At 36.3% G+C, this 24193-nt stretch carries 20 protein-coding genes, 3 tRNA genes and 2 pseudogenes; 8 read left to right on the top strand and 17 right to left on the bottom strand.

The annotated features are described in order from the left end of the window. The first annotated feature begins 155 nt into the window (after nucleotides 1-155). The 6 genes from CSE_RS03120 (at nucleotide 156) to CSE_RS03095 (ending at nucleotide 6718) form a co-directional block, all read left to right on the top strand. The gene (locus tag CSE_RS03120) at nucleotides 156-755 is read left to right on the top strand and encodes a hypothetical protein (protein WP_014453195.1); all 600 of its coding nucleotides are present in this window, start codon (nucleotides 156-158) and stop codon (nucleotides 753-755) included. A 152-nt stretch (nucleotides 756-907) separates the two neighbouring features. Continuing rightward, the gene (locus tag CSE_RS03115) at nucleotides 908-1138 is read left to right on the top strand and encodes an adenine nucleotide alpha hydrolase family protein (RefSeq protein ID WP_014453194.1); all 231 of its coding nucleotides are present in this window, start codon (nucleotides 908-910) and stop codon (nucleotides 1136-1138) included. A gap of 43 nt (nucleotides 1139-1181) precedes the next feature. Then, complete coding sequence (locus tag CSE_RS03110) at nucleotides 1182-1367, top strand: hypothetical protein (RefSeq protein WP_014453193.1); 186 nt, start codon at nucleotides 1182-1184, stop codon at nucleotides 1365-1367. 322 nt (nucleotides 1368-1689) lie between these two features. Further along, entirely contained in the window at nucleotides 1690-5901 is a 4212-nt protein-coding gene (locus CSE_RS03105; RefSeq protein ID WP_014453192.1) for a CARDB domain-containing protein, read from the top strand. Nucleotides 5902-6225: 324 nt separating this feature from the next. After that, nucleotides 6226-6498, top strand: a complete 273-nt coding sequence (locus CSE_RS03100; protein ID WP_014453191.1) for a hypothetical protein — start codon at nucleotides 6226-6228, stop codon at nucleotides 6496-6498. Further along, complete coding sequence (locus tag CSE_RS03095; protein ID WP_014453190.1) at nucleotides 6461-6718, top strand: hypothetical protein; 258 nt, start codon at nucleotides 6461-6463, stop codon at nucleotides 6716-6718. Before CSE_RS03100 ends, CSE_RS03095 begins: the two co-directional genes overlap by 38 nt. 71 nt (nucleotides 6719-6789) lie before the next feature. Here CSE_RS03095 and CSE_RS08555 read toward each other — a convergent pair. From CSE_RS08555 to CSE_RS08505, 3 genes and pseudogenes are all read right to left on the bottom strand, one after another. After that, nucleotides 6790-7172 (bottom strand): annotated as a pseudogene (locus CSE_RS08555) (chromate transporter). Nucleotides 7173-7227: 55 nt separating this feature from the next. Continuing rightward, nucleotides 7228-7779, bottom strand: coding sequence for a chromate transporter (locus CSE_RS03085; RefSeq protein WP_014453186.1), 552 nt, complete (start codon nucleotides 7777-7779; stop codon nucleotides 7228-7230). A gap of 83 nt (nucleotides 7780-7862) precedes the next feature. Further along, nucleotides 7863-9014: pseudogene (locus CSE_RS08505) on the bottom strand (MFS transporter). A gap of 138 nt (nucleotides 9015-9152) precedes the next feature. On the opposite strand from CSE_RS08505, the gene CSE_RS08645 reads away from it, so the two are divergent. Further along, on the top strand, nucleotides 9153-9398 hold the full coding sequence (locus tag CSE_RS08645; RefSeq protein ID WP_083836400.1) for a recombinase family protein: 246 nt from the start codon (nucleotides 9153-9155) through the stop codon (nucleotides 9396-9398). Nucleotides 9399-10068: 670 nt separating this feature from the next. Here CSE_RS08645 and CSE_RS03075 read toward each other — a convergent pair. The 11 genes from CSE_RS03075 to rapZ all read right to left on the bottom strand — a co-directional run bounded on the left by CSE_RS03075 (nucleotide 10069) and on the right by rapZ (nucleotide 17863). After that, a tRNA-Phe gene (locus CSE_RS03075) sits at nucleotides 10069-10144 on the bottom strand. Nucleotides 10145-10147: 3 nt separating this feature from the next. Continuing rightward, nucleotides 10148-10222, bottom strand: a tRNA-Val gene (locus CSE_RS03070). Between the two features lie 3 nt (nucleotides 10223-10225). After that, a tRNA-Leu gene (locus CSE_RS03065) sits at nucleotides 10226-10310 on the bottom strand. Nucleotides 10311-10320: 10 nt separating this feature from the next. After that, nucleotides 10321-10554: a preprotein translocase subunit SecG gene (gene secG, locus CSE_RS03060; RefSeq protein ID WP_172633859.1), complete on the bottom strand. Its 234-nt coding sequence runs from the start codon at nucleotides 10552-10554 to the stop codon at nucleotides 10321-10323. 75 nt (nucleotides 10555-10629) lie between these two features. After that, nucleotides 10630-11259, bottom strand: a complete 630-nt coding sequence (locus CSE_RS03055; RefSeq protein WP_014453180.1) for a copper amine oxidase N-terminal domain-containing protein — start codon at nucleotides 11257-11259, stop codon at nucleotides 10630-10632. 45 nt (nucleotides 11260-11304) lie between these two features. Further along, nucleotides 11305-12495 carry a phosphoglycerate kinase gene (locus tag CSE_RS03050; RefSeq protein ID WP_014453179.1) on the bottom strand — a complete coding sequence of 397 codons (1191 nt, stop codon included), beginning with the start codon at nucleotides 12493-12495 and terminating at the stop codon, nucleotides 11305-11307. 15 nt (nucleotides 12496-12510) lie between these two features. After that, a complete protein-coding gene (gene gap / locus CSE_RS03045; protein WP_014453178.1) occupies nucleotides 12511-13521 on the bottom strand; it encodes a type I glyceraldehyde-3-phosphate dehydrogenase in 1011 nt (336 codons plus the stop codon). Between the two features lie 120 nt (nucleotides 13522-13641). Next, nucleotides 13642-14880, bottom strand: a complete 1239-nt coding sequence (gene rpoN, locus CSE_RS03040) for an RNA polymerase factor sigma-54 (protein WP_014453177.1) — start codon at nucleotides 14878-14880, stop codon at nucleotides 13642-13644. Beyond that, entirely contained in the window at nucleotides 14870-15667 is a 798-nt protein-coding gene (gene whiA / locus CSE_RS03035; RefSeq protein ID WP_014453176.1) for a DNA-binding protein WhiA, read from the bottom strand. The genes rpoN and whiA overlap by 11 nt, the downstream gene beginning before the upstream one ends. A 29-nt stretch (nucleotides 15668-15696) precedes the next feature. Then, a complete protein-coding gene (locus tag CSE_RS03030; protein WP_014453175.1) occupies nucleotides 15697-17007 on the bottom strand; it encodes a gluconeogenesis factor YvcK family protein in 1311 nt (436 codons plus the stop codon). After that, complete coding sequence (gene rapZ, locus CSE_RS03025; protein ID WP_041726370.1) at nucleotides 16988-17863, bottom strand: RNase adapter RapZ; 876 nt, start codon at nucleotides 17861-17863, stop codon at nucleotides 16988-16990. The genes CSE_RS03030 and rapZ overlap by 20 nt, the downstream gene beginning before the upstream one ends. 98 nt (nucleotides 17864-17961) lie before the next feature. Here rapZ and CSE_RS03020 point away from each other — a divergent pair, with 98 nt between their 5' ends. After that, nucleotides 17962-18726, top strand: coding sequence for a DUF4388 domain-containing protein (locus tag CSE_RS03020; protein ID WP_014453173.1), 765 nt, complete (start codon nucleotides 17962-17964; stop codon nucleotides 18724-18726). On the opposite strand, the gene hemW is transcribed toward CSE_RS03020, so the two are convergent. The 3 genes from hemW to CSE_RS03005 are packed head-to-tail and all read right to left on the bottom strand — an operon-like array spanning nucleotide 18719 to nucleotide 24093. Then, nucleotides 18719-19879: a radical SAM family heme chaperone HemW gene (gene hemW, locus CSE_RS03015; RefSeq protein WP_014453172.1), complete on the bottom strand. Its 1161-nt coding sequence runs from the start codon at nucleotides 19877-19879 to the stop codon at nucleotides 18719-18721. The genes CSE_RS03020 and hemW overlap by 8 nt on opposite strands. Beyond that, nucleotides 19860-21656 carry a translation elongation factor 4 gene (lepA, locus tag CSE_RS03010; protein WP_014453171.1) on the bottom strand — a complete coding sequence of 599 codons (1797 nt, stop codon included), beginning with the start codon at nucleotides 21654-21656 and terminating at the stop codon, nucleotides 19860-19862. The genes hemW and lepA overlap by 20 nt, the downstream gene beginning before the upstream one ends. Beyond that, complete coding sequence (locus CSE_RS03005; RefSeq protein WP_014453170.1) at nucleotides 21649-24093, bottom strand: ATP-dependent Clp protease ATP-binding subunit; 2445 nt, start codon at nucleotides 24091-24093, stop codon at nucleotides 21649-21651. Before CSE_RS03005 ends, lepA begins: the two co-directional genes overlap by 8 nt. Nucleotides 24094-24193: the final 100 nt, after the last annotated feature.

Here is a 24193-nt window from a genome sequence, read left to right as displayed (position 1 = left end):
AATTTATGACATTAAAACTAAAAACAACCTTTAATTTCAATTTTTTAAAAGGTTTTAATTTATATTTTTTCAAGATTTTCGAGATAGATCGTCAAACAGGTGTGAGTTATATTATAATTTTCGTTCTCGCTCATTATATTAGGAATTTACTCCATATGAATTTATCTAAAAAAATAGAATTTTTTTATGTTGGAATAGTATTACTTATCTTGCGTGCTTGTGTATATTCTTTAATATATAGTTCTCTAAATTTTCTTTTATTAGATTTTCTTGCACTTTTATTTTTTGTCTCCCAATTCCTCTCGCTCTTAGAATATAAAAAAGAAGAGGGTTTTGCACACGGAAAAATAGAAGAATACTTGAAGGATTCCATTCGATTAGAAAACTATGGTTTCAAAAACGGCACCATTACGGAAGAAAAGCCTTTTAACAGAGATGCATACTGTATCGCACAAATTGGAAATTCATGTCCCTACTTATTTGATAACCTTAAGATAACAGTAAATTTTACGAATGATGTTTTAGATCCTGAAAAAATTGCTATAATAGACTCGCAAATTGAAAAACTATTTAGAATAACAAAAATTTCATCTAATAAATTAACTATTTTAACAAATTTAGCACCTTTTGAACACAGAAGAAAAATTTTCGTCCCTAAGAATATATTCAAAGATCCCTTAAATGAGAAAGAATTAATTGAAAGTATAGAAGTAGAATACTATGATTACAAAATTAAACTATACTCCGATCTTTAGAAGGATCGGCATTTACAAATTCGAACCGCCACCTTCTATTTTTCCCACGCTCGTTTCAGGAAAAATACGTGCCTAATAAGTATAAACATTTCCAGGATGAATAGACGACCTTTTTAAAGTCGCAAAAGGGAGGAGAAGGAAGCACTGAACTTATGAGAGGAATTGACTTCCTTAGGATAAAGCACAAGCTAAGAATTATAATGTGGTATTACTATGCTGAGTTGAAAAATTATTTTGTCCTTGGCTACTGTAATAAGACTGAAAAACTAACGGGCTACTTTGGAAAATATGGAGATTCAGGTTCTGATATTGACACGATTGCTGGACTTTATAAAACTCAAGTGAGAGAAATTGAAGATTTGTTGTTGTCCCATATGAAATAATAAGCAAATCTCTTGCCCCCTGACATTATGCCAGGAATGACTGATGAATTTGCGCTTCAAATGTCTTATAAAAAATGATACTATTCTCTATGCCCTTAAAAACCAAATTGAAGAAGATAGATTGATTAAAGAAGGAATAAAAAAAGAGGAAATTGACTATATCAAGACTCTTTTTCATGTTGCGAAGCCCAGGAGAGAAATTCCGCCATTTCATTCGGTTGATACTTAATGGTTTTAAAGAGAATTTGAAAATTCGCACCAAACAACTTGACAAATTTAGCAAAAATTATGTACGTAAAATAGTAACTATCTTCTAAAAAAGGGGGTAGGCACCGCCTCTCAAAATAGTTACTTCATAAATTAATTGCTCTAGTGCCAATGTTTTCTTATATTTCAAGTAGTAATTATTTTCGGTTATTATTACCCTCCACTCTTCAAACAACTTTACATAAATTACTTGACAATTTTTAGATTTTGCCTATAATATATTTGTTTTCAAACATGACTTTCAGTAATCCTCCGAAAAGATAATAAGAAAGGAGGTGAATTTCATGAAACGGGTAGTATCAGTAGTACTTTTGTTCCTTTTCCTATTACCTAATTTTCCTGTTCCTAAACCAACAACTATCAAATCGGTTTCAACTTCTATCTTTTATGACTTCGTTTCAAATGCTTCCAGTGCAAGTTGGAGTAGTGGTGCAGGAACTCTTCCTTTTCCAGGTTCTGATTCAGACTCTCGTGGTTTTGCTCTTTTCCGAACACAAATAACTCTTGAAGATAACAAGGTATACTCTAAAGTTCTTGAAACCCACCCGCAATGGGTGGACACTGGTTGGATACAAGGCATCTATCCCCAGATTACAATTCCCAATAACTCAAAACTTAATATCAATGTTGGATTTATCAAAGGCGCAACTAATTCTGACGGAGTAATTTTCCGGGTCTACTTTCAGCAGGGGCAAACTCGCCAAACATTAATTGAGCAACGAGCATTCTACGATGGGCATCTTGATTCTGTTAGTTTCGACTTGTCTTCCCTATCTCACAAAACAGGTAACTTTATTCTCTATGTCAATGCTCTAAAAGGTTCTGGTCAGGACTGGGCTGTATGGGCAACTGCTAACATAGAACAAACTACTGTTTCTTTATCAGATCTTACAATAACAGATATTAGAAGAAGTGGTTCTACAATCTGCTATACGATTAAGAATATAGGTGATACATCAGTTGGAAGTCCAAATCAACTTGTAACTTATTACACTGCGCTTTTTATTGATGGAACATTGAAAGCACAAGATCAACTGAATGCAATTTTGCAACCAGGGCAGAGTATTGATCGTTGCTTCAATTTTCAATACTCTATGTCAGGTACAGAGGACATCATTAGGGTTTGTGCTGATTATCAGCAAAATGTGACAGAGAAGGATGAGTCAAATAACTGCAAAGAAGTAACCTGGAAACAGGAGCTTCCAGACTTAACAGTCACAAAGATTTATTGTGCAGGCGATAACCAAGTTACATTTACTATTGCAAACATAGGCACTGCCCATATACCTGCAGGCTCAGATGGGATAATAGATGTCTATGTTGATGGAACAAAGTCTACCTGGTTAAAGATATCAACCGTTCCTACTTCATCCACAGGTGGTAGCATTTATTACGCAGGCGGAACAAGCACCTTCCTTATCTCTACAAAGATTACAAAGCCCTGTGTTGTTAAAGTAGTTGTTGATTCCGGAAATACAATTGCTGAATCAAATGAAACAAATAATACAATGGAAGCAAAGGTTGAACCGTGTATCCCTAAGCCTGATCTAACGGTTTCAAAAATCTACTGTTCGGCAGATAGCAGATTGACTATCACACTTTCAAACATAGGCTCTGCTCCTATGCCAGCAGGTTCAGATGGTCTTGTTAACGTTTATATAGATGGAACAAAAGCAGCTTGGTTCAAACTTTCGGTTGTTCCTACTTTTTCTACTGGAGGAGGTATTTACAATGCAGGTGGTACAAGCACTTATGAACTTGCTACTCACATAACAAAAACAATTTCAGTGAAGGTGATTGTAGACTCCGAAAACAACATCGACGAATTCGATGAAACAAATAATACAATGGAAGCAAAGGTTGAACCTTATAAAGGTAAAATAGATTTCGCAATTGATAGCATTTTCATAAAAGGTTCTTCTATTTGCTATACATTAATAAACTTAAGCAGTAATTCCCTTGAATCGGGGAATATCTGTTGTTCGATAAGCGTTGACGACAAAATAATTGGAGAAGATTGTTTTTCAACTATCGGAGCTGCCAGTAAAATTGAACGATGCTATAGTCATGAAATGACTAATGGACAACATATTGTTAAGGTTTGTGCAGATTCTAAAAATGTTTTTTTGGAAATTAACGAAGATAATAATTGTCTTGAAAAATCACTTTACGTTGAAAACCTGCCCGATCTTGTAGTTGATACAATCGATTGCAAAGATAGTTCTATTGTTGTTTACGTGAATAATATCGGACCAGGCAAAATAAAGAGTATTGATGGAATAATTAACAATGTCTATTTTAATGGAGAATTAAAGGCGACTTTTGATTTAGGTCAGCCTTTCTTTGATGTTCAAGAAAAACCAAAAGGCAAAGGTTGGGCTTATATTGTTGAATGTCAGTTCGAAAACAGTTCGCCCTCAAACAAAATAAAAATTGTTCTTGATGTAAACAATAAACTAAAGGAACAAGACGAAAACAATAATACAAAGGAAATAAACTGCACATGCAAGAAAACTATTCCGGCGCCAACTGTATATGTTAGATATCAGCTTCCACAAGGAGTTGCTGGACCACCCACAAGCTCTCACAAAATAACCTTTATTGCAGATGCACATGGATCTAATAAAGTTAGCAGAATTGTTTTCTTTATAAACGGAAACAAGGTATACGAATGTTTGTCGCCTGAAGAGAAAAAGGGTATAAAACTACCATATTGGGAGTGTTCATATACTGGCGGTCCATATGAACCTGGAACAATTAAGTTCAAAGCAGAAGCTTATAACATTTACGGAGTAAAAGGCGTATCCGAAGAAATGACAATAAATATAGAATGTGGCAAAATAGGGTTCACATTTGGTGAAGGAGGCAGGACTCTCAAAAGCAGTATAACAATTTTTGGTAAGCCTGACAAAGACAGTGACGGGCTTTCAGATTGTTGGGAAAACCAGGCTATGGAAGAGGTAAATCCATATATTGAGTTTGATGAGGATGAGACTCAAAAAGACATTGAAAAAAATGTTGTCAATTTTGTTCGAGTAACTCCTTACAATGTATACAAAGGAAATTCTCATCAGGGATACATTCTGTTTTATTTTGTTGTATGCTGGCCACAAGACTATGGAAGATTTGGATTTGAGGCCCATTCAGGTGATACTGAACCATTTGTAATGGTATGGAGGCTTGTCGATGAATATACAATTCACTTTGAATTTCTTTATGTAGAAGGACATGGCGGATGTAACAAAAGAAAAGATGTTTGGTACACGGTTGGCACATCGTGTAATGAAAGCGGTATTTGTGACTTTCTTGAAAATAAAATTGCACAAGAAACCCTTTGCTCGGCTCTTGAATTTAAAAACAACAGACTTAAGTTATATGCTTCCCAGGATAAGCACACCATTTACCCCTCTTGTGAAGCATGTGAAAGTACTATTATAGTTATGCCTAGTTCCGAAATGTCATTTGATAAAGATAAGGCCTTGAACGATCTTGGGCAAATAATAGGGACTATTGTAAGAACAATTTGGGAATCAATAATGTGGTTTTTTGATAAGATATGGGATTTTTTTACATATACAAAAGATGACAACTTAGGTACACAAGTTGTCGTTGTTAGTTTCACAGACATTTGGAACTTATTCTGGGGAACTTATGACCCAATACCTCCAGAAGAAAGAGTAATATCAAGAGTAAAGAATGTAACTTTTGAGAAGAAAGGCGACTACAAGTATACTCTAGGATATTCCATTACAGTTTCCAACGTTAGGCCAGACTTGGCTCATGTGAAAATCATGTTTGAGTCCTTATACTGTGATGACGAAACTAACGGTTATGACCCAGAAGGGTATGATATGAACGGTAATCAAGACGAGCCATATTTGCTCATAGACGGATTTTCGCTTTACCCAGAAGGCGCTGTAACATGGGCTGCAGGTGTACCAAGGACCCAAAATATTGACTCAGGAGAGTGGTGCAGCATGCCACAGTTTGTTATTTACGAGGGGAATGTGACTCCTTTCTATTTTGTGGGGTTTTCAGCAACGTTGTTCGATGATGATGGGCGCGCTACTCAAGAGGGCGATAGAAGAAGCATGGCAGAGAGTATTGCGAAAAAACTGTACGAACTTTTAGTGGCAAATGATAATTCATGCGAGACTTGTGGTAAGAACTGCAGCACAAATGTGCTTGGAACTCTTAGACATTTATTTTCAATTAACATTGGCGAAGATTGTGGAAGTAAGGACAAAGTTTATAGACTGAAGACTTATAATGTCGGAGAGCCTGCTCATCTACTAATAAATGATCTAACTAAGTATGGCTTTCCAGGAGAGTTTGTGGATGGACATAATTGTGTTAAAAACGGGGAGGGACACTTTTGCGGATCTGGTGAATGCAATGACGACTGTGCTAGATCTATACTTGACTGGATAAGCGATGTTAGCATCCAAGATGGCAATAAGCACTTTGAAAGGATATACGAAGAATTAACAAAGTGATGACTTATGGATTTAGGAAGATTACTAAAGTATATATTTATTTGCGACAGAAAGGATGAATAGGATTTCAAGTGTCGGCACTATTAGATTTTATGGAAGGCGGGGTATGGTACCCCGCCTGAAATAACACATATTTTAAGTGCGGATTCTATTTTCTTTTGTGATATGTTAAATATTCTAGTGGCTTTGCATTAAGCGACAAAAAATAAACTCCGTCAAAATAGAATAACAAAATGGATTTTATAGAGCCTCTTTTATACATATTATTAACTCTTCTTGGAACCTTTCGTTCTTGATTATTGTCTAAAATACAGAGGTGGTGGAATGAGGCGTAACATAATTCCAACAATTCTTTTAGTTACGATTGTTGTAATTTTAGGTGCGTGTAAACCATCAATGAATGCGATTAAACAGGGTTGTATAGGTGCTGCAATTGTTGGAATTAGGCTCGATATCGAAAGACTTGAAGGCTACCTTGAACTTCCTGAACTTGACAACAGAGACAAGGTAGAAGAAGCCCTTTCTAAATTGAAAATTGACTTGCAAGCGTATCCAGTCGATGAAAACTCAAGATTATGTTCTCCCGGAACCAATTAAAATTAAAGGTTATTTGGGAGAGAAATATGTTACTGATTCGATAATTTATCTTGAGAACCAGAGCAAATCAGGCCCATTTTACCATGCAGTTAAAATACTAGGGGGCAGAGGCAATGAAATTACAGCAAACAAAATCTACACCTTTACAATTTACCCTATTTATAGAAGATATTATCCTTTTGAAGATTGGTATGTTTTTGTGAGTGATTTTGAAAAATAGATTATCTAATAACAAACACTCCGATTATTCCTGTGATGAGAAGCAAAAGAGCAGGATTCTTTCTCCAGTATTTAAAAATCAAGAAAAACTGAAACTGACATAATATAGGAAGCATATCCTGAAAACCCCCTCTGTGCAATAAGGTATATTGCATTAACCAGCAGTGCTATGATTACAGGTCGGACACCTTTCATAAATCTCTTATAGATTCTATTCTTTTTGAACTTCTCCGAGACCTTTACAACAAGGAGGATTACTATGAAGGAAGGCATGACAACCCAAGAGTTGCAAAAACAGAGCCGATTACTCCCTTAAGTTCAAAACCGATGAAAGTCGCCATATTTAAGGCAACAGGCCCAGGGGTGGCTTCCGAAACTGAAACAAAGTAGAGAAACTTATCGATATTTATCCATCCGTAGTTGTAAACAAGTTCGTGCTGAAGAATAGGAAGCATTGCCTGTCCACCACCAAATGTGACAATTCCGATTTTTAAAAATTCACCGAAAATTCTAAGAAGCATTGGCACTGTTGTCTTTCCCAAAGATGATTCCAATAAAGCCACCAAGAAGAATTACATAGATAGGGCTTATTTTGATTACAAAAAGCTTAATTAGAGATGAAGCCAATATGATCCAAAAAAGAGCAGTGTATTTCTGTTTTTTAAAGAGATCGACAGTGATATATGCAATCTCTCCAACAACTCCTGTTAATATGCCTATAAAAAGCCTTTGCACTAGCGGGATTTTTGTGAGGTTTGCAAAGAAAAATGAGATAAGAAGTATTATAATGAACGACGGCAACACTACCCCAAATGTTGCGAATGCTGAGCCTTTTGCTCCCGCTTGCTTTGAACCAATAAAAGTTGCCATGTTAATTGCAATTGGTCCAGGTGTAATTTGAGATATGGCAAAAATGTCCAGGAATTCCTCTTCATTTATGTACTTTTCTCTTCTTACAAGATGTTCTCTCATAAGAGGTATCATTGCATATCCGCCACCTATTGTAAATAAGCCTATCTGAAAGAAAATGAAAAATAGTTTCAAACACTTTTTAATTTTCATTTTTTCACAGCGTTAATAGGAGCTGAGGAAATTTCTGAAATTCCAGGTTCTTCCCTTTTGAACATGCTTCCAAAAATCTTTTTTTACCATGAGAAGTAAATGACAAGTGCCACAACAAGCACAAGTAATCCTGATAGAGGAAATGCAAAACTTGCACCAAATTTTTCGGAAACGGTGCCTGCGTAAAGAGAACCAATTGGCGTTAGACCACCAAACACAAAAGCGTAAAGGCTCATAACTCTTCCACGTATATAAGGTTCTAAGTTAATTTGAATTGTTGTGTTTATGAAGTTCAGGAAAATAATCATTATAAATCCAGAAAGCATTATAAAAATAAAAGATATTATTAAGGATTTTTGAACAGAAAACAGTATAAGAGAAACACCAAGAAGTGTTGCTCCTCCAAATATGTAGTAGTCCTTAACGCCTTTGTGACTTGTCGCTGCAAGTATTGTAGAGCCGAGGATTGCGCCTATTCCCATAACAGAAAGCATGTTTCTATATGTCTCTGCACTCCGTTTAAGAACATCTTTGACAAAAACAGGTATAAGCACATTGAAATTAAGTGCAAGTATGTTAACAATGAGGAGCAAAAATAAGGAAATTAGGATGATATTTCTCTTGAAAGCATAAACTATGCCTTCCCGAATCTCTGAAAATAGATTCTTTATAATGCTTTTTGTATTTCTCTCCCTGGATGGCAAACGTATCAAAGAAAGGCCTACTATTACAGGAATAAAGCTTGCAGCATTTGCATAGAAACAAAAAGCATAGCCAAGTTTTGCGATGGAAATTCCTGCTGCAGCAGGGCCTACTATGCGGGCAAGGTTAAATATACCTGAATTGAGTGAAATTGCGTTCATTAAAGCATCTTTTTCTACTGTTTCTGAATAAAATGCCTGTCTTGCTCACATATCTACTGCATTTGCTATTCCTGTCATGTATCCTATGATAAGCACATGCCAGAATTTTATTGCATGCATTTGGGTTAGCACTGCAAGGGCAACGGCGAGAAGCGTTAAAAAAGATTGTGTTATCAAAAGCAGTTTTTGTTTTGAGAATCTATCAGCTAAAACACCCGCAATAAATGATAGTAACGTCATAGGGAGAAATTGCACCGCGCTAAGAAGTCCTAAATGAAAGGAAGAGTTTGTCAATTCAAGTACAAGCCAGCTTTGAGCAGACGTCTGCATCGAGGTACCCATAAGAGAAATCGATTGTCCGTAGAAGAACATGTTGAAATTCCTTTACTTCAATGATGGAAAACACTTTAGAATTTTCTTAGAAATTGAGTTATTTTTAATTACCGCAGCGTCCTTTTCCATCGCATACCTTTCAGATTCCAATTATACAAAAAATTCTTTTAAAAAGAAATCCTAAACAGCGAAGGATTAAAAACCAACAAAGGGAATGTTTACTCGCCCTCGACAGTTAGGGGAATTCTGACAAATGAGGTTTACACAGGGATACTTATCTGGAACAAGTACGACAAGAAAACAAGAGAAAAGAAATACAACGATAAAAAGGATTGGGTCAAAATCGATAACAGAATCCCTAAAATAATCGACAAAAAGGACTTTGTAACCGTCCAAAAGCTTTTGAGGAAAGGAAGAAAATGAACCCTAAAAGCCTTGGAAGGGTTCATGTGTTGTCAGGGCTAATCAAGTGCGGGCTGTGTGGCTCTAATTACATTTACGCAAGAAAGAGCAAAGTGCATGCAGCCACAGATACGAGACTAGCTACTACGTTTGCGGAAAGAAGGATAAGCTTTCCAAGAACGCCTGTCACAATATCGCAATCAAAACACCTCAAATTGAAAACTACATTTTAGAGCTTGTGAAATCGAAACTCCTTTCCCCGGAGAATGTAAAAAAGATTGTTTGCGATATGCATAAAGATTATGCCGATGTCAGGGAAGAAATAAAAACAAAAGCAAAAATCTCAGGGAATCAATTAAAAGAATCGATGCAAAGATTGCCAACATTTACAAGGAAGTAGAGAGAGGCTCCAGCCAGAAGCTCCTCGAAGAACGCCTGGAAGAATTGAAAGAGAAAAAAGATGATCTGCTGAAAGAACTCGATGCGTCGAAAAAAGAAAAGGTTCACCACTATTCGAAAAAGGATGTAACCCAATTTGCAAATTCAATGAAAGAAAAAATAAGCAGATTGAATGACGAAGAACTCAATAACTATCTGAAGTTTTTCATTAAGGGCGTAAAAATGACTCCTAAAGAGATGACAGTACGCTTTACCTTTGCGCTTCCAGAGCCAACTTCGTCGTCGTTTTTGATGGTGCCGAGGGACGGAATTGAACCGCCGACACGTGGATTTTCAGTCCACTGCTCTACCGACTGAGCTACCTCGGCACATGGTGGGCGAAAGAGGATTCGAACCTCTAACTTCTTGCGTGTAAGGCAAGCGTTCTACCGTTGAACTATCCGCCCAAATGGTGCTGGGAGTGGGAGTCGAACCCACACGGGGTAGCCCACACGCCCCTCAAACGTGCGCGTCTGCCAATTCCGCCATCCCAGCACAAGTAAACTTAAAAGACTTTAAATACGTTTAAAAATATTGTAGTAAGGACGAATAGTATGCCAAATACGGTAGCCAAACGCTCCAACAAAATGTCCTTTGCAGTCTTATTATGGAAGACTGTTGCGCCACCAGAAATAGCACCAAGTCCAGCACCTTTTGGATCCATTAAGAGGATCGACAAAACCGTGCTAACTGCAAAAATCAAATCCAAAACTATTAATACAATCGCAAATGTACTCATATTCATTCCTTTCTTCCAAGTGTATTATACAGATTTCAAAAGAAATTTCAAGAGGTTTTGGAAACTTTTTTCAAATTAAGTTTGCGCTTTGGGATTTACGGCAAACGAGCCCTTATTAGCCTTATTCTGAGCGGTGTTCTGGTTCCAAAGTAGGGTAAAATTATAAGTTGGTCCTTTTGAACGCAATAGTCTTACGACTATTCTATTTGAAGCTACGTCTTCGAGAGAATACCTCGCCGAATCCTTAACATTAATTGTGAGCAGAATATCTGTTTGATCTCCCATTGCTGCAAGTTCGCTTTTTGAGAAAGTAATTGAAAAATTGCCACTTTCATCTGTCTTACATGTTTTTTTCTTAAAGATAACAACGGGCCCTGGGCATTGCTCAACGGTAATTTCTGCTCCAGGAACTGGCTCGCTTTTAATTGTCACCGTATTTGGTAACGGCTCTATATCTACCGTGTTAGTAGGCCCGTCCCATTTCACAGACATACCTAAGCTTTCGGAAATAAAGCGCAACGGCACATAAATTGAACCGTTGTATATAAATGGTTCCTGTGAAGAGAGTTTGGGCTCACCGTTTATAACTATTTTTATGTTCCTGAAAGTGACAAGTATATTTTTGCTTCCCGAGGAAGCATAGACTGCTGAAACAAGAGCAAACATTAGCAAAGATGCTACGACAATTAATACAATTTTTTTCATAAGTTTCTCCTACTTTTTATAAGATTCATTTCTTTTTATACTTCATTACTCTTTATCGTTTAGCGCATCAACTGCAGGAAGCACTTTTCCTTCGAGGAATTCGAGAAACGCTCCACCACCTGTTGAAAGATGGGTAATCTTATCCTGAAGGTTAAACTTTCTGAAAGCTGCAACCGTTTCTCCGCCACCTGCAACAGTAGTAACTCCCTCAAGTCCTCCAATGAGTTTTGCTGTTTCAAATGTACCTTGTGCGAATTTCTCAATCTCAAAGACTCCAAGAGGACCATTCCAAACAATTGTCTTTGCTTTCGAAAGTTCGTTTTCAAAAAGTTTTACTGTCTTGGGACCAATATCAACACCAACAAGGTCACTCTTCATATCCTCAATGTCAAATATGCCTGCATAACCTTCTTCCTTAACTTCAGTTGCACTGATAACATCCACAGGAAGAACAATCTTAACACCTCGCGCTTTTGCTTCCTCCAAAAGGCTCTTTGCGACATCGAGTTTGTCATCCTCACAGAGAGATCTACCAATGTTGTAGCCTTTAACCTTTAGGAAAGTAAAACACATGCCGCCACCGATGAGAATTTCATCAACCTTTGTAAGAAGATTCTTAATAAGACCGATCTTATCAGAAACTTTCGCTCCACCTAATACTGCAATATATGGGTGCTCGGGAGATTCAAGAAGTTTAGAAAGTGTTGCAATTTCTTTCTCCATTAGGATTCCTGCGACTGCCGGAAGGTATTGCGTAATACCCACAGTAGATGCAGCAACCCTGTGTGCTGTTGCGAAGGCATCATTTACGAAAATATCACCTAAACTTGCAAGTGCCTTTGCAAATTCAGGGTCATTATCTTCTTCTCCTTTATTGAATCGCAAATTTTCAAGAAGGACTACTTCGCCTGTTTTGAGAGTTTCATCAATGAATTTTTTAACGTTTTCTCCGATGCAATCGTCAAGTTTATAAACTTTAAAGCCTCCAAGTTCCTCAAGGGCTTTTGCAACAGGGTCCATTTTGAGGGATTCGTCTCTTCCTTTCGGTCTTCCAAGATGGCTCATTAAAACAACTTTTGCATTTCTTTCCCTAAGATAATTTATCGTTGGAAGGACGCTTAAAATCCTAAAATCATCAAGAACTTTACCGTCTTTTGTTATGGGCACATTAAAATCAACCCTAACAAGGACCCTTTTATTTGTAATATCAACATCCCTTAAGGTTTTTTTATTCATTTAGTCCTCCTAATATTAATATCCTGCTTTTTCAACAACAAGTTTCGTAAGATCTGCAACTCTACAAGAGTATCCCCATTCATTATCATACCAACTTACGACATTCAAAAGGTTCCCATCCACAACCATTGTTGAAAGCGCATCTACTACACCTGAATAAGTAATACCTTTAAAGTCGGATGAAACAAGCGGCTCTTCGGTATATCCAAGAATTCCCTTCATATAGGTTTCTGAGGCTTCTTTGAGGTATCCGTTAACTTCTTCTGCAGTTGCGTTTCTTTTTAAAACCGCATTGAAGACAGAAATAGAAACTGTTGGTGTTGGCACTCTCAATGCAAATCCGTGGAGTTTCCCTTTAAGTTCAGGAATCGTTAACGCTACTGCCTTTGCTGCACCAGTGGTTGTCGGGATAATGTTAGTTGCAGCAGATCTTGCCCTTCTTGGGTCCTTGTGAGGTGAGTCAAGAAGTCTTTGATCTTGAGTATAAGAGTGAGTTGTTGTTAGGAAACCTTTCTCAATGCCAATTTTATCGTGAATTACCTTTATAACTGGTGCAATACTATTCGTTGTACAAGACGCATTAGAAATAATTACATGCTTTTCCATATCAAGTAAGTTTTCGTTTACTCCAAGAACAACAGTAATGTCTTCTCCTTCTGCAGGTGCTGTAATAATAACTTTCTTTGCACCAGCTTGGATGTGAAGCATTGCCTTATCTCTCTTTGTGAATGCGCCTGAGGATTCAATTACGATATCAACGCCCAGGTCCTTCCACGGAAGATTCGTTGGATCTTTTTCTGCAAACATTTTTGTTCTTCTTCCGTCAACTACAAGTTCATTTCCTTCAAGTTTAATATCCCTTTGCCAAATTCCATAGTTAGAGTCATACTTTGCAAGAAATGCAAGTTGATCCGGTGGAAATAGATCATTAATTGCAACGACCTCAATTTCTGGGTAAACTTCTGTAAGTCTTTTGAATACCTGCCTTCCAACTCTACCAAATCCGTTAATTGCAACTTTTGCCATATTTACCTCCTAATTTTTTAACTAAATTTAAACTATGAATATTTTAGCAAAATACTAATTTATGTCAATACCAAAAATTACAACTTTGTGTAAAAAATAACTAATAAATACTTAACCAAATTAACTGACTTTTCTCTTTGATGAGTTTGGTATTTTCAACTTTTCTCTGTACTTTGAAACCGTCCTCCTCTTTATATCATAACCCTTATCTTTCAAAATTTTCTCAATTTCTTCGTCCGTGTAAGGGTTGGTTTTATCCTCGTTTTCAATAATTTCTCTTATTTCTTTAAGGACTTTTTCCTCGTTAAATTTCTCATTTTTGTGTTTAATAAAATACCTCAAAGGAAACATAGAAATGGGAGTTAATATATACTTTCCTTGAATAAGCCTTGAAATCGTTGAATAGTCCACATCCTCTGAAACAAAGTCTTCAATTGAGAGTTTATTAACTTCTCCGGTCCCTTTTAAAAAATCCACGTTTTCACTCACAATTCTCTGTGCGATTTTTTCAAGTAAATTATCTCGCTCTTCAATTGCGTGAATCGACCATTGGGCCCTGTTTAATAAATCTTCAAGTTCAACTTTTTCAATTTTATCTTGCAATCTATCAATTAATTTTGCATAGTTCTCAACGAGGCGGATGACTCTTCTTGAAGACCTATTCACGGAAACCTTAAAGTCATCACCGTCTTTTTCAACAATAATATCTGGGACATGGCTTATAAAATTAACAGTCCTAAATTCCTTTGCAGGACATGCATCCATAGAAAGCAACTTTTCCCTAAGAGAAAATAGTTCTTCTTTTGACATCTTGTATTTCTTTATAAGTTCTTTATAGTTTTCTTTCATAAGGTTTTCAAGATCATTAAATATTAACTTTTTTATTTCGGCAGGTACTTCATCTTCGTTTGAAAGTTGGATTACAAAATACTCCTGTATATTTCTTGCGGCAACTCCTATAGGCTCGAGAGTTTGGACAAATTCAAGTGCCTTCCTAAAATCACTTTTTTTTACACCGATTTCTTTTACGAGATCATTTTCGTTCTTCGTTAAAAATCCACATTCATCAAGATTATCGACAATCTTGTAAGCAATTTCTTTGAGTGTATCGTCAACGGGACAAACTTCAATCTGAGTTCTTAGAAAACTATACAGGTCGTCATCCTGAGGCGCCAACACTGTTTCAAATTCTTCGTAAACAATGGTATCACCTTCGTCAATAAAAGGATTACTCTCAATTAGATTATCTATGTACTTATTAAGTTCAAGATTAGGAAGTTCAAATATGTGTGATTTTAAGACAAGGTAGGGCAAAAACTTCTGTCTTAAAATCTGTTTTACTCTGTTCTTATTCTCCATAGGACTCGATTTTCCTCAACCTGTAATAAATTTCCTGCTTTGAGAACCGTCCCTTAGTTTTTTCAGAAAGCTCTCTTAGGGATAGAAAAGGATATTCAAGTCGTAAAATGGCAACCTCTTTAAGATCTGGATCGAGGCTCTCAAATTTGCCTTTCTCAATGAGAGATTTTATTGCCTTAATCTCTTTTGAAGCAGAGTCTGTTTGTCTTTTTAGGTTTGCGTATTCAAAGTTAGCAAGCCTATTTGCTTCATTTAAGACTGATTTTTCAACTGCGTCCTCTTCAAGTTCGGTGTAGATATGAAACGCCTTTACAGCGTAAAGGAAATCCTTTATATTTTCGCGACCTTTTATGAAAATTCTGCCGGGTTTTGTGGAATGTTTAATCTTAAACTGAGAAAGAATATGAGAGACAAAATCCCTTTCTGCATCTTTTTCAAATCTGAATTCAAGGTGATAAGAAGGCGGAGTTGAGATAATGCCACATCCAAGGTAAACGCCACGCAAAAATGCCTTCTTTTGATTTATCTTTGCGTTTGATACCCTTTCAAAAATTTCTTCAATGTCAAAATCCTCTGAAACACTTGTGAATATTATTTCATGGATTCCCCTTTCGCTTGAAATAATATCCTTTTCCCTTTTTATATTTAAATCGTTAAAAAGAGAAATTATTTTTCTGATAACAAATAACTCACGAGAAGAAAATTTAAGCATCTTTTCATTTGAAATTACGATTCGCCCATTTCCTAACACTATCCCATAAAGTTCAAAAAGGGGCTCTTCTCCCACCGAAACAAGTTCTCTTTTAAGCCTTATATTTAAACTCTCTTTTGTGCTAACTTCATTATTATTCCGCCCAGTGCCTCTGGATCGTGTCGTATGAGACCACCTCTTTCCTTTGCAAAATCCCCTACAATAGGTTTAACGCCAAGTTTCTTAACATTCTCGACATCGGGAAAAACAGGCTCAGAATTTGAAAGTCTATACCTTGCTAATGTTTCTTCTGAAAATTCTTTTGTATTTATAATAGCATAGTTTAGAACGCCATCTCCAAGAATGTGGACTATTGCCTTCACATGGTCAGATGCCTTAAAACCATCAGTCTCTCCATGTTCAGTCATTGCATTGACAATATAAATTTTGATAGCAGTCGACCTTCTTATTGTATCCACAATTGCTGGAAGTAAAAGAGGTGGCATTATGCTTGTAAACAAACTTCCCGGGCCTATCACAATAACATTCGCATTAAGGATTCTTTCTAAAGCAGGTAAATAAGGTTTAATTTCTCCATTTTTTAAAAATACTTTTTTTATTTTCTTTCCTCTTTCCGTTATTTCTGCTTCCCCCTCAACGATTTCCCCGTCTTCAAACTCAGCACACAAAATTGCTTCATCTTCAGTAAAAGGCAAGACTTCACCGTTTATATTAAGAAGTTTTGAAAGCTTGAGAACGGCATCACCAAAATCGTTTGTTACCTTTGTTAAGCCTGCAATAAGAATATTTCCAAGGTTATGTCCATCAAGACACGAGTTGGGTGCATTAAATCTGTATGAAAGAATTTTTCTTGCAAGAGAATTTTCCTCAGTTAAAGCAAGAAGACAATTCCTTATATCACCTGGTGGCGGAACATTTAATTCTCTTCTAAGTCTTCCCGACGAACCACCAGAATCCGCAACAGTTATCACAGCAGCGATTTTTAAAAACTTACCCCTCAACCCTTCAAGGACTGATGTAGTTCCGGTGCCACCACCAATATTAACAACACGCTTTTTAAGACTTTCCTTCCTACTTTCAAAAAGAAGGTCAAATATCTCCTCATACGGTTTATCAGGTACAAGTGCCTTTGCAACAGATTGGACAAGAAGAGTAATTCCTAAGTAAAGAAGTGTAAGTGAAAGTATTATTACAAGAAGTGAACCAACCTGAATATATAAATTTTCGAAACGGACATCAAAATATTTCCCAGGATAAAGATTGCTCTGCATAAGATTGTCGTTTCCTGAGATAGCGGTAGAAAATACAAAAATTCCGTACATAAGAAGAAAAATTGAAAATATAATTAGAGCAATGTATCTCTTTAATTTTAAGCCAGGTAATAAAAACCTTAATTTACTTTGTTCTATCCTCATTTTGCAAATCCTTGTGAACAACAGAAACGTTAAAGCCTTTTTCTTTAAGCTTCTCGGATAGAATTTCACCTATAGCGACAGACCTGTGATGTCCGCCTGTGCAACCAAGTGAAATTGTAAGATATGATTTACCCTCTTTTATATAATAAGGGATTAAGAATAGCAAGAAATCTATAAGTTTTTTGAGAAATTCCCTCGTCTCCTCAAAACTCAAAACAAAATCCTGTACTTCTTTATCAAGCCCTGACTTAAAAGTCAGTTCCTCCTCATAAAAAGGATTTGGAATAAAACGAACATCAATTACAATATCAGACTGAATCGGCACACCATATTTGTAGCCAAAAGTAATTATCGTAATATGTAGTGCTTTCTCTTCAGGTAATGTGAGAATTTCGATAATTTTTCTCTTAAGGTCCTGAACTTTAAAATGTGTTGTGTCAACCACAATATCTGCGATTTCCTTAATTGGAGTAAGACAGTTTATTTCCTCTTTAATTTTTTCTTCAAGAGTTACAGAAGTGCTTTCATCAAAAGGATGCTTTCTTCTTGTTTCGGAAAATCTTTTAACAAGCGCTTCAACTGATGCCTCAAGGAAAATGATCTTTAGATTTATATCCTCTCTTTTTTTCAATTCTTTAACAATTTCTGGAAATTGTTGTAAGAAATCCTTGCTCCTTATATCTATTACTGCACAAATTTTGTTAATTTTACCATCAGTACTCTGTGCAATTTTTATAAAGTCATTTATTAGAGTTGGTGGAAGATTATCAATACAGTAATAACCCAAATCTTCCATTACTCCAACGGTTTTTGTCTTTCCTGCGCCACTTAACCCAGTTATAATTACAAAATTGATTCGCTCTTTCATCGAAATATTATACATGCTATTTGACTTTTTTTAAAAATATCTATAATAAGAATAGTAAAATAAATCTTAAAAAAGGGAGGCTGAGGATGGCTTTAACGGGAGATTTAAGTGAACTTGACCTTAAAGGCTTATTGAATTTAGTTCAATCCATGAAAGGCACAGGAAAACTTGAAATCATTGGTGACTCAACGCATGTATTTCTCTATTTCAAAAACGGCATCTTAGTTAATGCAGAAGGAGACAAAGATCCAATCTCATCATTTGAAAAAGCGGCAGGCCTCAGGTCTGGAAAATTCGAGTTTATTAAAATGGATGATGTAAAAGAAAGCGACAAAGCAAAAGAACTCGAATCACTTACAAAAGATATCGATAACATTTTGAAGAGATGGGAAGAACTAAAAAAGAAATTTCCAAACTACGATATCGTTTTTGATATAGGTGAGGCAAAATCAGAAGAAGTAAAACTCACACCAGAGGAATGGAAAATACTTGCTCTTGTTAGAGAACCAACAACACTTTTGCGGTTGCTTATGAATTCTCCAATGGGAGAAATGAAAACTCTTGAAATTCTTGCTTCCCTTTTTGATAAAGGCCTCATTACGATGAGTTTTGAAACCGAGGATGTTCTAAAAGAGGAGGATCAAGTCATTCCTGTAAAAGAAACCGGATGGTATGCGGTGAACACGCCTGTCTACGGTGATAGAAACATTGCATTCTACAATAAAATTGACGGAAGAAAAGATTTTCCGACAATATGTAAAGAAATGGGAATTACACTTCGTGAAGGAAGACAAATTTTAAGATATCTTTTAAGTAACGGAAAAATCTCATTACGAAAAAAGACTAAATAAACTCTCTAAATACAACGTTTGCAAACCGCACTCCCCTTTCGGAGAGTGCAATTTTATCTTTTTCGACTTTTAATAATTTAAGGTGGCTTAATTTCTCAATCTTTTCCTTAAAGTCTTCAATGAGAAAACTTCCAAATCTATGATAGTAATCACTAAAATAAACTCCATCAAGGAGTCTAAGCCCCATGAAAATGAATTCACTTTTTAACTCTTGCACGGAAAGTTTCTTTTTCGTAGAAAAAGGTAACTCACATTTGTCAAGCCTTCTAAAATAGCTTTCAAAATCTCGGACATTCACATAACGAATGCCATTATAAAAACCGCCTGCGGATATTCCAAATCCCAAGTAGGGAAAACTCCGCCAATAAGAAATGTTATGAATGCATTCAAATGTTCTCTTTGCGTAGTTTGATATTTCATAGTGAATATAGCCGTTATCTTCGAGCAACCTTTTACCAATGGAAAATTCTTTTAGCCAAGTATCTTCATTGGGAAATGTAAACCGATTTTTCATTTTGTTTAAAGGAGTCCCCCTTTCAAGCATAAGTGCATAGTATGAGATATGCTCAGGATTTAAGGAAATCGCCTTCTTTAAAGAATTCATTTGTGCTTCAAATGACTCATTTGGAAGAGCAAAAATAAGATCAATATTTATGTTATTGAAACCAATTGAACGAAGAAGTTCAAATTTTTTCACTGCGGTTTTGCTATCATGAACTCGCCCAAGAATTCTAAGAGTTTCGTCATTAAAGGATTGCATACCAATACTAACTCTATTTGCAGAAAGCATTAAAAAGTCCTCGAATTTTTCCTTTTCTATGCTTTCAGGATTTGCTTCGATTGTAAATTCTTTAAGGTTTGAAAAATCAAAATAACGCTTCAAAAAACTCAAAAAAGCTGAAAATTCCTCAACATCCATGAGACTTGGTGTACCGCCGCCAACATAAATTGTTTGGACTCTTTTTAAAGAACTCTCGGGAAATTTTGAAACAAAAATTTCAACTTCCTTCCTAAGATAAGAAAAATACTTTTTAGAGTAAGTCTTTTGAAACTTATAAGATGCAAAGTCGCAATAGGCACACTTTCTTACACAGAAAGGGAAATGGATATAAAGACCAAAACCCTCAAAATATCTATTCTTCTTTCTCCCCACTCTTTACCGAAAGTATTGAGAAAAATGCTTCCTGCGGGATTTCAACATTACCAACCATTTTCATCTTTTTCTTTCCTTCTTTTTGCTTTTCAAGAAGTTTTCTTTTTCGAGTAACATCTCCCCCATAGCACTTTGCAAGGACATCTTTTCGATACGGTACAATACGTTCTTTCGCTATGATTTTACTTCCGATGGCAGCCTGCAAACTTATTTCAAACATTTGTCGTGGGATAACTTTTCTCATTTTTTCAAGCATTGAGCGAGCAACATAATATGCCTTTTCTTCGTGGGCCATAAAGGAAAGTGCATCTATGGGCTTTTTATTTATTAAAATATCAACTTTTACAATGTCTGCCTTTTTGAAACCTATAAATTCATAGTCAAGAGTTCCATAGCCACGTGTAACTGACTTCAATGTATCAAAAAAATCTGTAATAATCTCTTGGAGTGGCACTTCAAAACGTATAATTACTCTCTTTTCTTCAGGATAAAGCATCTCTTTATACACTGCTCTTCTTGATGTAATTAGTTCCATTACATTTCCTATATAATCTGGCGGAATCATTATTGAGGCATCAACAATGGGCTCTCTTATCTCAAGAATGTTTGATGGGTCTGGAAATTTCGCAGGGTTATCAATTGTTATAGTGCGTCCGTCTCTTAAAACAATTTCATACTCAACATTTGGGACTGTTGCTATGATATCCTGTCCAAATTCAATTCTTAATCGTTCAATCGTTATCTCCATATGAAGAAGCCCCGAGAATCCGCATCTAAAACCAAATCCAAGCGCCTCAGACGATTCTGGCTCAAAGGTGAAGGCTGGGTCATTCAAATGAAGTTTCTCGAGAGATTTTTTTAATTCCTCAAATTCATTAGTGTTAAGGGGAAAAATTCCTGCAAAAACCATTGGAACATTTTTTCTAAATCCGGGTATAGGCTCTTTTGTTGGATTGTTTGCATGCGTTACAGTATCTCCAATTTGAACATCGAGAGGATCCCGTATAAGTGCAGTAAAATACCCAACGGAACCTGCAGAAAGCACATCTTCCGGCTCCATTTTAAGCCTAAAAATACCAACCTCTTCAACTTCGAATTCTTTTCCATTGGACATAAACTTAATTTTATCGCCTTTTTTAATTGTGCCATCTTTTATACGCACATACACAACAACGCCTTTATACGTGTCAAAGTGTGAGTCAAAGACAAGAGCCTTAAGTGGGGCATTGGGATCGCCATGAGGTGCTGGAATTCTCTCTAAGATTGCCTTGATTAAATTATCGACGCCTTCACCTGTCTTTGCACTGATTTTAAGAATCTCGTCTTCTTTAAACCCCAGAATATCAACTATTTCTTTTGAAGTTCCTTCAATATCTGCATCTTTCACGTCAATTTTGTTTATAACAGGAATGATAACAAGGTCGTTTTCCAAGGCAAGATATGTATTTGCAATCGTTTGCGCTTCAACTCCTTGAGTTGCATCTACAAGAAGTATTGCCCCTTCACATGCCTTTAGGCTTCTTGATACTTCATAGGAAAAATCTACATGTCCTGGTGTATCTATGAGATTAAAAAGGTACTTAACGCCATCAACTTCAATATCAAGGCTAACTGGGTGGGCTCGGATAGTGATGCCTCGATCCCTTTCAAGTTCCATGCTGTCAAGGATCTGCTCTCCTTTAACAACTAACCCACCACGCTCCAAAAATCTATCCGCAAGTGTTGACTTCCCGTGGTCAATATGTGCAATTATTGAAAAATTACGAATTTTATCCATGCGATGGAATTTTCTCTTTTATTTCAAAAACAATACCTGAATCCTCTTTATAATCAACAACCACAAGGCTTCCTTCCTTAATTTCGCCTTGGAGGATTTTAACGGCAATTGGATCCTCTACTTCCTTTTCAATAAGTCTCTGCAATGGCCTTGCACCATATTCAGGACTGTAGCCAGTTCTTGCAAGGTATTCTTTTGCCTTTTCGGTAAGTTCAATTTCAATGTTATTTTCAGAAGCATTCTTTTCAATTCTCTTCATAATGATATCAACAATTTGCTTAATTTCTTCCAGTGTAAGTGGGTAGAATACGATAATATCGTCAAGCCTATTGAGAAATTCTGGTTTAAATAATCCTTTAAGTGATGAGAGTAATTTTTTCTTCTTTTCTTCAAAGGATTCTATTGCATTTCCTAATTCAAAACCAACACTCTTTTCCTTGAGATTTTCTGTTCCGAAGTTTGAGGTAAGGATTATAACTGTATTCTTAAAATCCACAGTTCTTCCCTGCGAGTCAGTAAGCCTTCCTTCATCCATTATCTGCAGAAGGATATCAAATACATCCGGGTGTGCTTTTTCAATTTCATCAAACAGCACAACTGAATACGGTCTTCTTCTTACGGCTTCCGTCAATTGGCCACCTTCTTCATAACCAACATAACCAGGAGGAGAACCAATAAGTCTTGAAACAGAAAACTTCTCCATGTATTCAGACATATCAAGCCTAATGAGGGCATTTTCATTTCCAAAAAGAAATTCTGCAAGTGTTTTTGCAAGTTCCGTTTTACCAACACCAGTTGGCCCAAGAAACAAGAATGTGCCAATGGGTTTGTTCGGATTTTTTAAACCGGACCGTGCACGCCTTATTGCACGAGATACAGCCCTTACTGCCTCTTCTTGCCCAACAATGCGTTTGTGGAGCTCTTCCTCCATATGAACAAGACGCTCTTTTTCATCTTTTATCATCTTTTCAGTTGGTACACCAGTCCACAAAGATATAACTTTTCTTACATCATCTTCGCTTAATATTGGAATTTCTGATTCTTTTTCGTTTGCTATGAGTCTTAAGGCATTGAGAAGATTCTTCTCTTCTTCCCTAAGGCGTTCTGCTTCAAGAAGTCTTTTTTCCCTTATCGCTTGAAACCTTCTATCCTTAATTTCTTTTATCTTTTTTTCAAGTTCTTTTATTTCCGAATTTTTAGAAAGTTGAAGTTTCAATCTTGCAGAGGCCTCATCAATGACATCAATTGCCTTATCTGGGAGAAACCTATCGTTTATATACTTCACGGACAGCTTAACTGCAAGTTCAATTGCTTCATCTGGGATTTTTACTCCATGAAACTTTTCATATCGCTCACGAATACCTTTAAGTATCTCAATTGCCTCCTCAATGGAGGGTTCTTTTACGTAGACAGGTTGGAAACGTCTCTCAAGTGCAGGATCTTTTTCAACATACTTTCTATATTCCTTAAGAGTCGTTGCACCAATTACCTGAATCTCTCCACTTGCTAAAGACGGCTTAAGGATATTTGAGGCATCGATAGCGCCTTCTGCAGCACCAGCACCTACAAGTGTATGGAATTCATCTATAAAAAGAATAACATTTCTATTTGTTTTTGCAACCTCTTTGAGAATCTTTTTCATTCGTTCCTCAAACTCGCCTCTGTATTTTGTGCCAGCAATAACAGAAGCAAGATCCAAAGATACGATTCTTTTTCCTTTAAGTAAGTCTGGCACATCGTTATCGGCAATTTTCTGCGCAAGTCCTTCAACAATTGCAGTTTTTCCAACACCAGGATCGCCAATGATTGCAGGGTTGTTTTTCTTTCTTCTCATTAAAATTTCGATTACGCGCTCAATTTCTGCTTCTCTTCCAATAACAGGGTCAAGTTCACCACGTGTTGCAAGGTATGTAAGGTCTCTTGAAAACTGGTCAAGAGTGGGAGTTTTTGTCTCTCTAAACTCAGACGTTTTCATTGTATCTTTCGTTGCCTTTTCGCCAATCATTGAATAAATCGTCTCTTCAAACTTCTGTATATCAACGCCTAAGTCTTGAAGGATTTTTACTCCAACTCCACCACCTTCGTGAAGAATTGCAAGAAGAATATGTTCAGTGCTTATATAATTGTCACCAAGATTAATCGCTTCACGCTCAGCAAGTTCAAGAACTCTTTTAGCACGTGGCGTAAGAATGACCTCATCGCTTGTTTTCCCAGTGAAATTTCTATTCTCCTTGATAAAATTTTCGATTCGCTCAACAACCTCATCTGGATCAACACCCATGCTGATAATCGCATTATATGCAATACCTTCTTCTACTTTAATAAGTCCAAGCAATAGATGTTCCGTCCCGAGATAATCATTCCCGAGATTATGAGCCTCTTCTTGCGCAATTAAAATCGCTTTTTGTGCTCTTTCTGTTAAATTGTTCCAATTCATAGAATCATCTCCTATTAATATTGTAGCGAATTTTTAAAATTTTAAAAGAGGATTTTGAAATTATATTCGTGTTTATTGAAAATGCAAGCGAATAAATGTT

The organism is Caldisericum exile AZM16c01, assembly GCF_000284335.1.
Lineage (GTDB): Bacteria > Caldisericota > Caldisericia > Caldisericales > Caldisericaceae > Caldisericum > Caldisericum exile.
This window is presented reverse-complemented; position numbering and strand designations above follow the sequence as displayed.